15 protein-coding genes are annotated in these 12,497 nt (G+C 73.3%); 6 read left to right on the top strand and 9 right to left on the bottom strand.

The window, feature by feature from the left end:
* Positions 1–55: 55 nt before the first annotated feature.
* The gene (locus tag Cco03nite_RS08395; protein WP_203690679.1) at positions 56–838 is read left to right on the top strand and encodes a DUF4184 family protein; all 783 of its coding nucleotides are present in this window, start codon (positions 56–58) and stop codon (positions 836–838) included.
* Between the two features lie 241 nt (positions 839–1,079).
* On the opposite strand, the gene Cco03nite_RS08390 is transcribed toward Cco03nite_RS08395, so the two are convergent.
* Positions 1,080–2,522, bottom strand: a complete 1,443-nt coding sequence (locus tag Cco03nite_RS08390) for a protein kinase domain-containing protein (RefSeq protein ID WP_203690677.1) — start codon at positions 2,520–2,522, stop codon at positions 1,080–1,082.
* A 92-nt stretch (positions 2,523–2,614) separates the two neighbouring features.
* On the opposite strand from Cco03nite_RS08390, the gene Cco03nite_RS08385 reads away from it, so the two are divergent.
* Complete coding sequence (locus tag Cco03nite_RS08385; RefSeq protein ID WP_203690668.1) at positions 2,615–3,307, top strand: hypothetical protein; 693 nt, start codon at positions 2,615–2,617, stop codon at positions 3,305–3,307.
* Between the two features lie 19 nt (positions 3,308–3,326).
* On the opposite strand, the gene Cco03nite_RS08380 is transcribed toward Cco03nite_RS08385, so the two are convergent.
* The gene (locus Cco03nite_RS08380; protein WP_203690666.1) at positions 3,327–3,800 is read right to left on the bottom strand and encodes a GNAT family N-acetyltransferase; all 474 of its coding nucleotides are present in this window, start codon (positions 3,798–3,800) and stop codon (positions 3,327–3,329) included.
* A gap of 52 nt (positions 3,801–3,852) precedes the next feature.
* Here Cco03nite_RS08380 and Cco03nite_RS08375 point away from each other — a divergent pair, with 52 nt between their 5' ends.
* The 3 genes from Cco03nite_RS08375 to Cco03nite_RS08365 are packed head-to-tail and all read left to right on the top strand — an operon-like array spanning position 3,853 to position 5,211.
* Positions 3,853–4,509: an MOSC domain-containing protein gene (locus tag Cco03nite_RS08375; RefSeq protein ID WP_203690664.1), complete on the top strand. Its 657-nt coding sequence runs from the start codon at positions 3,853–3,855 to the stop codon at positions 4,507–4,509.
* A gap of 37 nt (positions 4,510–4,546) precedes the next feature.
* The gene (locus Cco03nite_RS08370; protein ID WP_203690662.1) at positions 4,547–4,825 is read left to right on the top strand and encodes a hypothetical protein; all 279 of its coding nucleotides are present in this window, start codon (positions 4,547–4,549) and stop codon (positions 4,823–4,825) included.
* The gene (locus tag Cco03nite_RS08365; protein WP_203690660.1) at positions 4,822–5,211 is read left to right on the top strand and encodes a hypothetical protein; all 390 of its coding nucleotides are present in this window, start codon (positions 4,822–4,824) and stop codon (positions 5,209–5,211) included. The genes Cco03nite_RS08370 and Cco03nite_RS08365 overlap by 4 nt, the downstream gene beginning before the upstream one ends.
* On the opposite strand, the gene Cco03nite_RS08360 is transcribed toward Cco03nite_RS08365, so the two are convergent.
* The 4 genes from Cco03nite_RS08360 to Cco03nite_RS08345 all read right to left on the bottom strand — a co-directional run bounded on the left by Cco03nite_RS08360 (position 5,212) and on the right by Cco03nite_RS08345 (position 8,420).
* Positions 5,212–6,015, bottom strand: coding sequence for a PhzF family phenazine biosynthesis protein (locus Cco03nite_RS08360; protein WP_203690658.1), 804 nt, complete (start codon positions 6,013–6,015; stop codon positions 5,212–5,214). It lies immediately after the preceding gene.
* A 68-nt stretch (positions 6,016–6,083) separates the two neighbouring features.
* Positions 6,084–7,100: a class I SAM-dependent methyltransferase gene (locus Cco03nite_RS08355; RefSeq protein WP_239167208.1), complete on the bottom strand. Its 1,017-nt coding sequence runs from the start codon at positions 7,098–7,100 to the stop codon at positions 6,084–6,086.
* Between the two features lie 13 nt (positions 7,101–7,113).
* Positions 7,114–7,989: a tetratricopeptide repeat protein gene (locus Cco03nite_RS08350; RefSeq protein WP_203690656.1), complete on the bottom strand. Its 876-nt coding sequence runs from the start codon at positions 7,987–7,989 to the stop codon at positions 7,114–7,116.
* Entirely contained in the window at positions 7,989–8,420 is a 432-nt protein-coding gene (locus tag Cco03nite_RS08345; RefSeq protein ID WP_203690654.1) for a hypothetical protein, read from the bottom strand. Before Cco03nite_RS08345 ends, Cco03nite_RS08350 begins: the two co-directional genes overlap by 1 nt.
* A 152-nt stretch (positions 8,421–8,572) precedes the next feature.
* Here Cco03nite_RS08345 and Cco03nite_RS08340 point away from each other — a divergent pair, with 152 nt between their 5' ends.
* The gene (locus tag Cco03nite_RS08340; protein WP_203690652.1) at positions 8,573–9,850 is read left to right on the top strand and encodes an ATP-binding protein; all 1,278 of its coding nucleotides are present in this window, start codon (positions 8,573–8,575) and stop codon (positions 9,848–9,850) included.
* A gap of 125 nt (positions 9,851–9,975) precedes the next feature.
* Here Cco03nite_RS08340 and Cco03nite_RS08335 read toward each other — a convergent pair whose 3' ends face one another.
* The 3 genes from Cco03nite_RS08335 to Cco03nite_RS08325 all read right to left on the bottom strand — a co-directional run bounded on the left by Cco03nite_RS08335 (position 9,976) and on the right by Cco03nite_RS08325 (position 12,415).
* Positions 9,976–11,292, bottom strand: a complete 1,317-nt coding sequence (locus Cco03nite_RS08335) for a hemolysin family protein (RefSeq protein ID WP_203690779.1) — start codon at positions 11,290–11,292, stop codon at positions 9,976–9,978.
* Positions 11,293–11,429: 137 nt separating this feature from the next.
* A complete protein-coding gene (locus Cco03nite_RS08330; RefSeq protein ID WP_203690644.1) occupies positions 11,430–11,687 on the bottom strand; it encodes a hypothetical protein in 258 nt (85 codons plus the stop codon).
* A 77-nt stretch (positions 11,688–11,764) separates the two neighbouring features.
* Complete coding sequence (locus Cco03nite_RS08325; protein ID WP_239167207.1) at positions 11,765–12,415, bottom strand: HAD family hydrolase; 651 nt, start codon at positions 12,413–12,415, stop codon at positions 11,765–11,767.
* Positions 12,416–12,497 lie beyond the last annotated feature (82 nt).

Below are 12,497 nucleotides of genomic sequence, written 5' to 3'. Positions count from 1 at the left end.
GACGTCGTCCCAGCAGCCACGACCCTGCTGGATCGGGTGTGGTTATGCTCCCGCGGTGCCGTTGACGTTCCCCTCGCACCTGGCGCCGGTGCTGCCGCTGAAACTGTGGCGGCCACGCTGGTTCGACGGCGTGGCACTGGCTGCCGGCGCGGTCGCGCCCGACGTGGCCTACCTGGCGCTGGACGACGACGGGCGGCTGTTCGCCGACACGCACGCCTGGCCCGCGCTGCTGTGGTGGTGCCTGCCGGTCGCGGCGGCCTACACCTGGGTCGCCCGGCGCTCGATCGGCACGATCGCAGCCCACCTGCCCGACAGCCGACGTTTCACCTGGCAGGCGTACGCCGCGCTGGCCGGCCACCGCCACCGCTGGTGGATCACCGTGCTGTCGTGCCTGCTCGGCGCGGCCAGTCACCTCGCCTGGGACCGGCTGACCCACACCGACGGCTGGATCCAGGCCGTGTTCGGCGTGCGCTGGGCCGACGTCAGCCCGATCGCCTGGTGGACGGTGTCCGACCTGGCCAGTACCGTCCTCGGCGCGGCCGTCGTGCTCGCCGTCGCGGCCCGCGCCGGCCGGCGATCCGGTCGCGAACGGGCCGCCACGGGCCCGACCACCGGCGCGGCCGCCCGCGGCGGTGCCCGGCCGGCCGAAACCCGGCCCCGGATCTTCTGGTCCGCGTTGGCAGTCGCGGCGCTGGTCGGACTGGCCGTGGTGCCGTCGCTGCCCGGTGCCGGGCTTCCGGCGGCCACGGGGGTGCGACTGCTGCACGTCGCCGCCGGGGCGCTGCTGGTGGGGGTCCTGTGCGTGCGCATCGCCGTCCGCCGGGCCGCCGGCGCGTAGTGCCGCTGAGCGGATCAGAACCCGGCGGGCCGCCGGCGCGTCGCACCGCTCAGCGGATCAGAACCCGGCCACCGTGGCACACGATGGTCGGACCACTTCGCAGGCGCGGGTGACGGTCGCTTCCGCCGCCTCGACGGCGGACACGGTCGCCCGCTCCGGATCTAGCAGCTTTATGGTCGCTGGAACGACCATAAAGCTGCTAGATCCGGAAGGCGGAGCCGGATCGCCGCCCAGCGGCGGGTCAGGTGACCTTGCAGACGCCGGTCGGTTTGCCGATCACCACGTCGACGGTGGAGCCCGCCGCGACGACCGTGCCGCCCGCCGGGGTCTGCTCCAGGACGTGGCACTGGTCGAGCGTCGACCGGTACTCGATGTTCACCACCAGCCCGAGCCGGTCCATGGCCTCCCGCACCTCGACCTCCCGCCAGCTGAACATGCCGGGCACGGTGCGACTGGTGGACTGCGGGCTCGGCGATCCGGCGGGATTCGCCGTCTCAGCGGCAGGCTCCGGCGAGACGGCCGGGGCGTCCGACGGCTCGGTCCCGGCGGGCGCGGCGGGCGACGCGCGATGCGTCGGCGTGGCGCCCGCGACGGGCGTCGGCGCCGCGGTGGTGGCCGCGACGACGGAACCGGACGCCGTCACCGACGGGGACGCCGCGGAGCCCTGCGGCGGCGACTCCGGTTCCCCGGGCCGGGACAGCACGAACGCGGCGAGCCCCACCAGCGACAGCACCGCCACGGCGCCCACCAGCACGGGCCGCCGCCGGGCGACCGCGCCCAGCCGCCCGGACGCCCGCCGACCGGATGCCGCGACCCCCGCCGACGCGCCGCCGGCACCTGACGGGGCAGCGCTCGCGGTGGCCGGTGTGCCCGGTCCGGCAGCCGCCGAGGCAGCCGCCGACAGGGCCGCCGCGCTCGGCCACCGCTCGGCCGGGTCCTTCGCCAGCGCTCGCATGACGACCGCCCGGACCGGCTCCGGAACGCTGCCGGGAAGATCCGGCGGCGGCTCGTTGACATGCTGGAGCGCCACCGCGAGCGGGGTGTCCCCGGCGAACGGGCGGCGCTGCGTCAGCATCTCGTACGCGACCACCCCGAGGGCGTACACGTCGGTCGCCGGACCGATGTCACCCCCGGTCACCTGCTCCGGGGCCAGGTACGACGCGGTGCCGAAGATCTCGCCCGCGGCGGTGAGCCGGTCCGCGGCGACGATCCGGGCGATGCCGAAATCGGTCAGCGCCAGCCGCCCGTCCTGGCGCAGCAGCAGGTTCGCCGGCTTCACGTCCCGGTGCACGATGCCCTGCAGGTGCGCGGCGTGGATCGCGTCCGCGGCCCGGGCCAGCAGCCGCATCGCCCGCGCGGGCTCCAGCGGGCCGACCCGGCGCACCAGCGACAGCAGCGACTCGCCCTCCACGAACTGCATCACCAGGTACGCGATGCCGTCGGCCTGGCCGTAGTCGTAGATCTCGACGATGCCCGGGTCGCTGAGCGCCGCCATCGCCTGCGCCTCCGCCCGGAACCGGGCCGCGAACCCGGGATCGACGGCCAGGTTCGGCAGCAGCACCTTCACCGCCACCCGGCGGCCCAGCACCGTGTCCTCGGCGCGCCACACCTCACCCATGCCGCCGCGGGCGATCAGCACCTGCAACGTGTACCGGCCGCCGAGCGTCAACCCCGGATCAAGCATGGCCGCCAGCCTTCGGTATCAGCCGCCGTCAGTCAAACACCCTGGTCACCGTCCACACGCGGGAGTGCGGCAGCGGGGTGGATACTGTCGACATGCCGGGAGAGGATCAGACGACCGTCCACGAGACGCCATCCTTCGCCATGCTGCCGGCTCCGGTGGGCCGCGAGCCGGAGTTCGCACAGTGCCTGCGCGACCTGATCGTGTTGACCGGCGTCCAGCCGCCGGACGAACCGTCGTGGTGCCGACCGGAGACCCTGGCGCGTGAGGCACTGCGCCAGGTGTTCAACACCCGCCCGGCCGAGCCCGAATGGTTCGAGGCGCTGCTGCGTGCGGCGATCCACGACCCGAACCCCAGCTCCAACCGAACTTTCGTCAAGCCCATGCTGGCCGGCTACGGACTGCGCCGCGTGCAGCACGCACTGATCGAACGGCTCGCACATGGCAGCAGCTCCGAGCGGGCCGGCGCGGCGAGCGCGTGGTACTGGGCGCGCGGGCTCGGATTCGGCGACGACGACTACACGGTCATGCCCCAGCGGCCCGACGACGACCGGTGCGCCGACCTGGCCGTCGTCTGGCGGCACACCGCGCTGCGGGTGTTCGTCACCGACCCCGACCTCGACGCGCGCCGCAGCATCCTGCCCATGCTGCCGCTCGCCGCCGACGCCTACCCGCCTGAGCTGCATCCGCTGGTAGACGAGGCGATCCGCATCGCCCGCACCAGCTCGGACGAATACCTGCGGCACCGGGTCGAACACCAGGTCGGCGGGTGCGGGTCGCACGGATGACCGCAGCGGGCCGGGCGGTTCACTCGGCCAGTGCGGCCAGCGCGTCGTCGGACACGCGGTACACGGTCCAGTCGTCCATCGGCTTCGCGCCGATCGAGCGGTAGAAGTCGATCGCGGGAGTGTTCCAGTTCAGCACCCACCACTGCAGGCGGGTGTAGCCGCGCTCGCGGCAGATCCGGGCCAGCTCGCGCAGCAGGGCCTTGCCGTGGCCCCGACCCCGGGCCGTCGGGCGCACGTACAGGTCCTCCAGGTAGATGCCGTGCACGCCGTGCCAGGTGGAGAAGTTCAGGAACCACATGGCCATGCCGACCGGCTCGCCGGACTCGTCGTCGACGGCCATGTGCGCGAACGCGGCCGGGTGCGGCCCGAACAGCGCCTCGTGCAGCTGCGCCGGGGTCGCCTTCGCCTCCTGCGGGGCCTTCTCGTACTCGGCCAGTTCGCGGATCAGGTCGATGAGCACCGGGACGTCGGCCGGCACAGCGGGGCGGATCATGGCGGCGACGATACTCGGTGGCCGTCCAGGTGAGGACGGCTAGGCTGGCCGGATGGGCACCGTACTCTCCGTGAACCTCGGCAGATCCAAGCGCTGTGACGCCGCCGACGTCGGCGTCACCGGGATCGACAAGCACCCGGTCGCCGGGTCGGTCGAGCTGCGCGCGCCCGGGCCGAAGGAGGGCGGGCTGGGCAGCGGCGTGGTCGGTGACGAGATCTGCGACCGGCGCCACCACGGCGGCGACGACCAGGCCGTTTACGCGTACGCCCGGGAGGACCTCGACGGCTGGGCGGCGGAGCTGGGCCGCGACATCGCCGGCGGTGTGTTCGGCGAGAACCTGACCACGGCCGGCGTCGACGTCAACGGGGCGCGCATCGGCGAGCGGTGGCAGGTCGGCGACGAGGTGGTGCTGGAGGTGTCGCTGCCGCGCATCCCGTGCCGTACGTTCGCCGACCAGATGCGCGAGCAGGGCTGGATCAAGACGTTCACGCAGCGCGCCCTGCCGGGGGCGTACCTGCGCGTGATCGTCCCGGGCCTGGTGAAGGAAGGCGACCCGGTGACCGTGCTGCATCGCCCGGACCACGACGTGACCGTGGCGCTGACGTTTCGTGCTTTGACTCTGGAGCCCGAGCTGCTGCCGAGCCTGCTGGTGGCCGACGCTCTGCCGGAGAAGATCCTCAACAAGGCCCGCCTGCGTACGGCTGGGTGATTGCCGATGCGGGTCATACCGCTATAGCCTAACTGGTATGACCGCCAAGTTCACCATCAGTCTGCCGGATGACCTCGCCGAGGCGGTGCGGGCCCATGGCAACGCCTCCGGATACATCGCGGAGGCCGTGCGGATGAGACAGCGGCTGGACGCGACGCGCAAGGCGCTCGCCGCCGTCGGCGTCGAAGAGGTGCCGCGCGAGGAGTACGAGCGGATCGCACGATCGGTCGCTGAAGCAGACGCGCGGCGCGCGGACCCGGAACGGCGGCGTCGGCTCGACGCGCGTCTGGCCGAACTGGCGCGGCGGGAGCGGTGACCCAGGCGATCCGCGTTCTCGACACAGGCGCGCTACTCGCCTACGCGGAGGGTACCGATATTCAGGTTGCTTACCAGCTGTCCTTCTGCGCCGACCTCGGCCGCAGCATGACGACGTCGGTCCTGTGCGTCGCCGAGGCCTACCAGGGCGCCGACAGCGATACCGCCGACCTGTTGGATGTGCTTCTGGACCTGCCGACAGTCGAAGTCGTCGAGTGCCGGCCGCAGGACGGTTTCATGGTCGGGACCATCGCGAAGCGCACCGGTCGGCTAAGCCTGGCGCACTCGTGCCTGCTGGTGCTGGCTGCGGACGTTCCGTTGATGACCAGGGACAAGGCCGGTGCCGGCACGGTGCTGGAGGAACCGATGATCTGGGCGGTGGGCTGATCAGGCGTGCAGGGTGCCGTCGAGGACGGTGACGGCGCGGCCGGTCAGTTCGACGCGGTCGCCGCGCAGGGCGGTGCGGACCAGCCCGGAGCGGGCCGACGCCTGCAGCCCGACCAGGTCGTCACGGCCCAGCCGGCCGGCCCACAGCGGGGACAGCGCGGTGTGGGCGCTGCCGGTCACCGGGTCCTCCGGCACGCCGACGGCCGGGCCGAAGAAGCGGGACACGAAGTCGTACCCGGACGACGGGTCGGCGGCGGCAGCCGTGACGATCACCCCGCGGGTGGCCAGCGCCGCGACCAGGCCGAGGTCCGGCCGCAGGGTGCGTACCGTCTGCTCGTCGGCGACCTCGACCAGCAGGTCGCCCAGCGCCGGCCCGGTCTCCCACGCGGCGAGCACCGGCGTGCCCAGCGCCTCGGCGACTCCCACGGGCTCGGTGGGCGTCAGCGGCGAAACCGGGAAGTCCAGGGTGATGGCCCCGTCGCCGGCGACGGCGGCGGTCAGCACCCCGCTGCGGCTGTCGAACGCGACCAGGTCGCCGATCAGCTGGTCCTCGACCAGGGCGTGGGCGGTGGCCAGGGTGGCGTGGCCGCACAGGTTCACCTCGCACAGCGGCGTGAACCAGCGCAGCGCCCAGTCCTGCCCGCCGCGCGGGTGCGCGAACGCGGTCTCGGCCAGGTTCATCTCGGCGGCGACGCGCTGCATCCACGCCTCGTCAGGGAACGTGTCCGTGTCCAGTACGACGACCCCGGCCGGGTTGCCGCCGAACGGCCGGTCGGTGAACGCGTCGATGATCCTGATCCGCATACCGGCACCCTAACCCGGTCGGCGGGGCCCGCGGCACGGCCAATCCCAGGCCGGTGGATCCGGATGCGTCAGAACTGCTGCCGCCACAGCTCGACGCCGTCGTGCCCGGCGTCGAGGCAGGACAGGTCCGGCGCGGGGCGGCCGGACCGGCGGGCGAACTCGGCCACGGCCGCGCCGAATCCCTCGTCGCTGTCGAGCACGGTCACGTAGTGGCCGTACACGAGGTCGATGGTCAGTTCGAGGTGGTCGACGCCGGCGATCTCGACCACGAACCGGGAGACCGTGGCGTAGTGGACGTCCTCCCACGGGATGGGTTCGACGACCGCGTCGCCGTGCACGACGTGCACACCGCGGTCGTCCACCACCACCGAGCGGCGCGGCGGCGGCACCGGGTCGGGGCGGGTGCCGGTGCGCAGCGGGCGGTAGTAGGAGTCGACGGCGGGCTGGCCGGTGTAGTTCGGGCCGGCCTGGTCGTCGGCTCCGGCGTACTCCAGCGGCAGGTCCAGCACCGTCGGGCCGGTGCGGGTGACGACGCGGCGGCGGGCGTCGTAGGCGACCCCGGCCTCGCGCAGCAGGCGGCGCACCAGCCGGGTCGCCGGGGTGCCGTCGGCCAGCTGGATGCTCGCCAGGTCCAGGTGCGCGGCGAACGTGCCGCCGGGCGACAGCCAGGTCAGCGCGCGGGCGAGCACGCCGAGCTTGTCGCCGACGTAGTGCAGCCCGTGCACGCAGGTGATCAGGTCGAAGGCGCGGTCCGGCCGCCACTGCGCGACCGAGGCGGTGACCAGGGTGAGCCCGTCCAGCGCGGACGCCCGCGAGTCGAAGTGGTCCACCAGGTCCACGCCGACGATCTCCAGTCCGTCCGGCGCCTGGCCGGCGGCCTCGGCCAGGGCCCGGCCCTGGCCGCAGCACAGGTCCAGCCACGCCGCCGCGCCGTGGTCGGCGAGCCTGGGCCGGAGCCGGTCCAGCGGATGCAGGCCCAGGTCGCGGGCATAGCTGTTGACGCCGTCGAGTCCGCGTTCGCGGTTCATCGCATTGTTCGCCACCACCGAGGACCGTTCGAGGGCCTCGTCGTCAAGAAGACGCACGACGCACCGCCGGTCAGCGCCAGCGGCGCATCAGCCAGCGGCGCAGCAGCGGCGGCACCACCCACGAGTAGACGCACAGCGCGAACCAGGCCACCGCGGCCACCGCCGACAGCGTCGGCAGGCCGAGGCTGCGCAGGCCGTAGATGACGACGATCGCCGCGATCCACGTCTTGACCGGCCCGAACCGGGTGAACGGGCGCAGCGGCACCAGCAGCGGGTGCAGCCCGATCCGCGCCTCGTACGCGGCCTGCGCGTAGTCGCGGTCGGTCGGGTCGTTGGCGACCGCCTGGCGCAGCCCCGAGTACGCCGACCGGACCTGCCCGCGGGCCGCGCTGGTGCCGCCGAGCAGCGCGTGCGCCTGCGCGTTCTCGGGGTGCGCGGCGACGAACTCGCGGCTGATCCGCTGGGCGAGCACGTCGTCGCCGCCGGCGTGGGCGAGCTGGACCCGGGTCGAGTACACGATCGGCGCGTCGGGGTCCTGCGCCGCGGCCAGCTCCACCAGGCGGCGGCCCTTGTCGAGCTGGCCGTGCTCCAGGCACAGCCGGGCGTACACGCACAGCAGGCTGACGTCCTCCGGTGCGATGGCCAGCCCGTCGAGCAGCGCCCGCTCGGCGGTCTCGGGCCGGCCGAGCCGGTGTTCGGCGAGGCCGAGCTGGCAGAGCAGGTCCGGGTCGGGGCCGCCCGCGGCCAGGCCCGCACGGGCCGCGTCGCCCGCCTCGGACCAGCGTTCGAGCTGGAGCAGCGCGGCCGCGCGCAGCTCGAACACGAGCGCCGACCCGGCGTCGGACTCGGGCAGCACGGCGAGTTCGCGCAGCGCGTCCTCGGGCCGGTCGGCGGACAGCAGCGCGTGCGCGCGCAGCAGCGCCGGGGCGTGGGCGTGCTCGGTCATCAGTCCACCACCACCGCGATCAGGATGTTCTCCAGCAGGCCGCAGCCGATGACGGCGGCCAGGCCGGGGCCGAACAGGCTTGCCGGTTCACCGGAGCCGTACTCGTACGCCCGGAATGCCTTCTTCTGGGTGGCGTTGACGACGCCCCAGACCAGCAGGCCGAATACCGTGCCCAGGATGCGGGCCTGAGTCTGCCCGAGCAGGGCCGTCATGGCCAGCCGCGCCGCGACGGCGGCGAGCCCGGCGGCGGCGACGGCCAGCTGCTGGTTCCGGCCCAGCGACAGCCGGCGCGCGTTGAGCACCCCGAGCACCGCCACGGCCAGCGGGCCGCCGAGGAACGCCGGGTAGACGATCGAGGAGGGCCGCCACGGGGGTGCGCCGGCGGCCACGGGCGCGGCGGTGATCGTCGGGCGGAACAGGTCGTCGTTCATGTGGTCCTCGGGGTGGGGGTGTCACGTCGGCGCGTGGCCGGGTCGGCACAGCATAGTGACTTCGCCGCTGCTCTGGGGGTCGATGTTCCAGCCGGCCCGAACCGGCGGGTAGGGGCACCACGACCTGGGACGAGCCAGCATAATGGCACGCCATGAGCTCCTCGCTGATCGAAAGTCTGCTCGCGGCCGTAGCCGCCCGCCCCGACGACCTGCCGCTGCGGTTGCACGTCGCCGAGCTGCTGGTCGCCGCGGACCGGCCCGGGGAGGCGATCGCTCAGCTCGCGGCGGTGCTGGCACTGCAGCCGCAGCACGAGCAGGCCCAGGCGCTGATGGCCCGCGCCCTCGGCGGCCCCGCCGCGGTGTCGCAGCCCGCGGACCCGCTGCCCGAGCAGCCGGCGGCGGCGACGCCGGAAGCCCCCGCCGCCGGGCAGCCCGCGGCGGGCGGCGAGCTGAACTGGCTGGCCCTGGAGGCGCAGTTCGCCGACTCGGTGCCGCTGCGCTTCGCCTCCGCCGACGACGAGCCCGAGGCCGTCAAGGGCGACGGCGACCGGGTCTTCGACGTGGAGAGCAGCGACGTGCGCCTGGCCGACGTCGGCGGCATGACCGACGTGAAGAAGCGCCTGGAGCTGTCGTTCCTCGCGCCGATGAAGAACAAGAAGCTGCGCGAGCTGTACGGCAAGAGCCTGCGCGGCGGCCTGCTGCTCTACGGCCCGCCCGGCTGCGGCAAGACGTTCCTGGCCCGCGCGGTCGCCGGGGAGATGGGCGCCAAGTTCACCACGATCTCGCTGGTCGACGTGCTGAACATGTGGATCGGCGAGTCCGAGCGCAACCTGCACGAGATCTTCGAGACCGCCCGGCGCAACGCCCCCTGCGTGATCTTCCTTGACGAGGTCGACGCGCTCGGGCACAAGCGCAGCCAGATGAAGTCCTCGGCGATGCGTACCCTCGGCAACCAGCTGCTGGCCGAGCTGGACGGCATGGAGGGCGCCAACGAGGGCGTGTTCGTGCTCGCCGCGACCAACGCCCCGTGGGACGTCGACCCGGCGCTGCGCCGCCCCGGCCGGCTGGACCGCACGGTGCTGGTCGCGCCGCCGGACGCCGCCGCCCGGCGCTCGATCATCGAGTACCACCTGCGGCAGCGCCCCATCGCGGGCATCGACCTGAAGAAGCTGGCCGGGTCGACTGAGCAGTTCTCCGGCGCGGACCTGGCGCACCTGTGCGAGACCGCCACCGAGTACGCCATGCACGACTCCATCACCAGCGGCGACCTGCGGATGATCGAGCAGCGTGACTTCGAGGCCGCGCTGCGCGAGGTGCGCCCGTCCACCGGGCCGTGGTTCACCACCGCCCGCAACGTGGCGATGTTCGCCAACGAGGGCGGCGCGTACGACGAACTGGTCTCCTACCTGAAGAAGCAGAAACTGCTCTGACCTCACCGCCTGGCGTGCTCCCGCCACCGTCTGCGTGATCATCGACATGACGGGGGCGTTCCTCACCCACCGCATGGCACGCCGGCTCTGCGATGATCCATCGCGCGAAGGAAGCCGCCGGACCGTCAGCCCGCGCGGGGTTTCGGCGGGCACAGCGCGTCGCCCGCCGGGCCGCCGCAGGGGCGCAGCCGGATCTCCGTGATGGCGTGCCGGTCCACCGAGGTCACCTGCGCCGTCCACCCGTCCAGGTGCACGATCTCGCCGGTCCGGGTCGGCACGTGCCCCAGCATCGCGATGACCAGCCCGGCGATGGTGATGTAGTCGCCGCCGGGCCGCTCGTCCAGGTTGACCCCGATGTCGGGCAGGTCGTGGATCGGGAACGTGCCCGGCAGCAGCATGTCGCCGTCGTCGCCCTGCTGCACGGCCATCACGTCCCGGTCGGTCTCGTCGTAGATCTCGCCGACGACCTCCTCCAGCAGGTCCTCCAGCGTCACGATGCCGTCGACCGCCCCGTGCTCGTCGACGACCAGCGCGAACTGCTGGTGTTCGAGCTTGAACCGGCGCAGCGCGTCCGCGGCGTGCAGGGAGTCGGGCAGCAGCAGGGCGGGGCGGACCAGGTCGGCCAGGCCGGCCGCGTCGTCTGCGAGCAGGTCGCGCAGGTGGACCACGCCGAGCGTGTCGTCGAGGTTGCGCCGCCGTACGACGGGGGCGCGGGAGTAACCCGAGCCGGCGAGCTCCTTGCGGGCCACCTCGACGGGCATGTCGGCGTCGAGGGTGAAGACATTGCGGCGCGGGATCAGCACCTCGCGCAGGACCCGCTCGGTGATCTCCACGGCCCCGGCGATGATCAGCCGCTGCTCGGCGGTGAAGCCGCGGTGCACGCTGACCATGTCGCGCACCTCGGCAGGGGTGATCTCGTCGCCGCGGTGCCGGTGCGGGTCGCCGCCCATCAGGCGTACGCCCAGGTCGGTGGCTTTGCTCAGCACCCAGACGAACGGCCGGGAGATGCTCGCGAGCACGGTCAGCGGGCGGCCCGCGACGCGGGCCCACCGCTCGGCGTGCTGCATGGCGACGCGTTTGGGCGCGAGCTCGCCGAAGACCAGGGTGAGGAACGTCAGCACCAGGGTCACGCCGACGACGGCGACGGGCCGCGCGGCGCGGCCGAGGAAGCCGAGCGCGGGCTGCAGCACCTCGGCGAGGGCGATGGCGGCGGTCGCCGAGGCCAGGAACCCGGCCAGGGTGATGCCGATCTGAATGGTGGCCAGGAACCGGTTCGGGTCCCGGGCCAGCGCCGCGGCGGCCGCGGCGCCGCCACCCTGCTGCTCCATCCGGCGCAGCTGGCCCTCACGCAGGGAGACCAGCGCCATCTCGCTGCCGGCGAACAGCGCGTTCAACACGATCAGTACGGCTACCAGAACCAGCTGTATCCAGTGGTCGCCCACCATCGATCACCTGGGGCCCGCCTGGAGTGACAGCCGGTACGCGCAGGCCGGGCGTCGGCCCGGCCTGGTATCACAGCCTTCCATTCGGTCAACGGTAGCAGCAGGTCACGGCCCTGGGGCCGGGTCTGCCGGACCGGTCAGCGGCCGCCGCGGGGCTGGTTGCCCTTCTTCAGGCGCATCACACCGGACTGGCCGACCGACATCTGCGTACGGGTGGCCTTCTCCCGCGCCGCCATGGCGCGCTGGCGCGACTGCTCCTGCGCGTGCTCGGACGCCCAGGCCGCGTGCTCGCCGGGCATGTGGTCGTGCTCGGCGTGCGGCGTTCCGGGCTGGTCCTGCTCGACGCGCGGCTTGTCCTGGCGCGGGTGCCGGCGGGACTGGTTGTTCTTGGGCATCGCTCCTCCTCGACGGATCACCTCCACGCTAAGGAGCGCGGACGGCGGGCGCAGGCGGTTGGCGAATCAGCACCCGATCAGGCGGGTCGCAGCAGGTCGGGCAGGGTTTCGAGGCCGTCGACGATGGTCGCGTGGCGGGCCGCCTCGGGCTTCTCCGAGCCGAGATAGCCCCACGGGCCGCGGCGGACCAGCACGGGCCGCATACCGGCGCGGGTGGCCGGCAGCACGTCGTTGTCGACCCGGTCGCCGACGTAGCAGATCGCCGCCGGGGCCAGCTCGGCGACCTCGGCGACCTTGGTGAAGAAGCTCGGGTGCGGCTTCTCGATGCCCCACTCGGCCGACGTGTAGATCGCGTCGACGGGCAGGTCCATGCGTTCCAGGGCGGCCTTGGCCTGCGGCGGCTGGTTGCCGGCGATGATCACGTTGAGGCCGCGGCGGCGCAGCTCGGCGAAGGCCGGGCGCACGTCGGGGTACAGGTCGGCCTCGTCGAAGTTCTCGCGCAGGCCGTCGGGGTCGTCGGCGGCCCAGGCGGCCATCTCGGCGTCCACGTCGAGGCCGGGGCGCAGCAGCGCGAACGCGTCGCCGTGCGGGCGGTCCATCGCAGCCATGCCACCGAGCAGCCCGAGCATGGCGAAGCGGGGCACGCCGAGGCGGTCGGCCCAGCGGCTCCAGATGCGGGTCTCGTCGATCAGCGTCTCGCCCACATCGAACACCACTGCCTTGATCATCTGCCCAGGATATCGGGCGCGGGGGCGCATACCCCGCACGGGTGCGACCCGGGTGCTGCCCGTCACCGGGGTGGGTGCGCCG

Origin of the sequence: Catellatospora coxensis (assembly GCF_016862635.1) — a bacterium.
Taxonomy (GTDB): domain Bacteria; phylum Actinomycetota; class Actinomycetes; order Mycobacteriales; family Micromonosporaceae; genus Catellatospora; species Catellatospora coxensis.
This window is presented reverse-complemented; position numbering and strand designations above follow the sequence as displayed.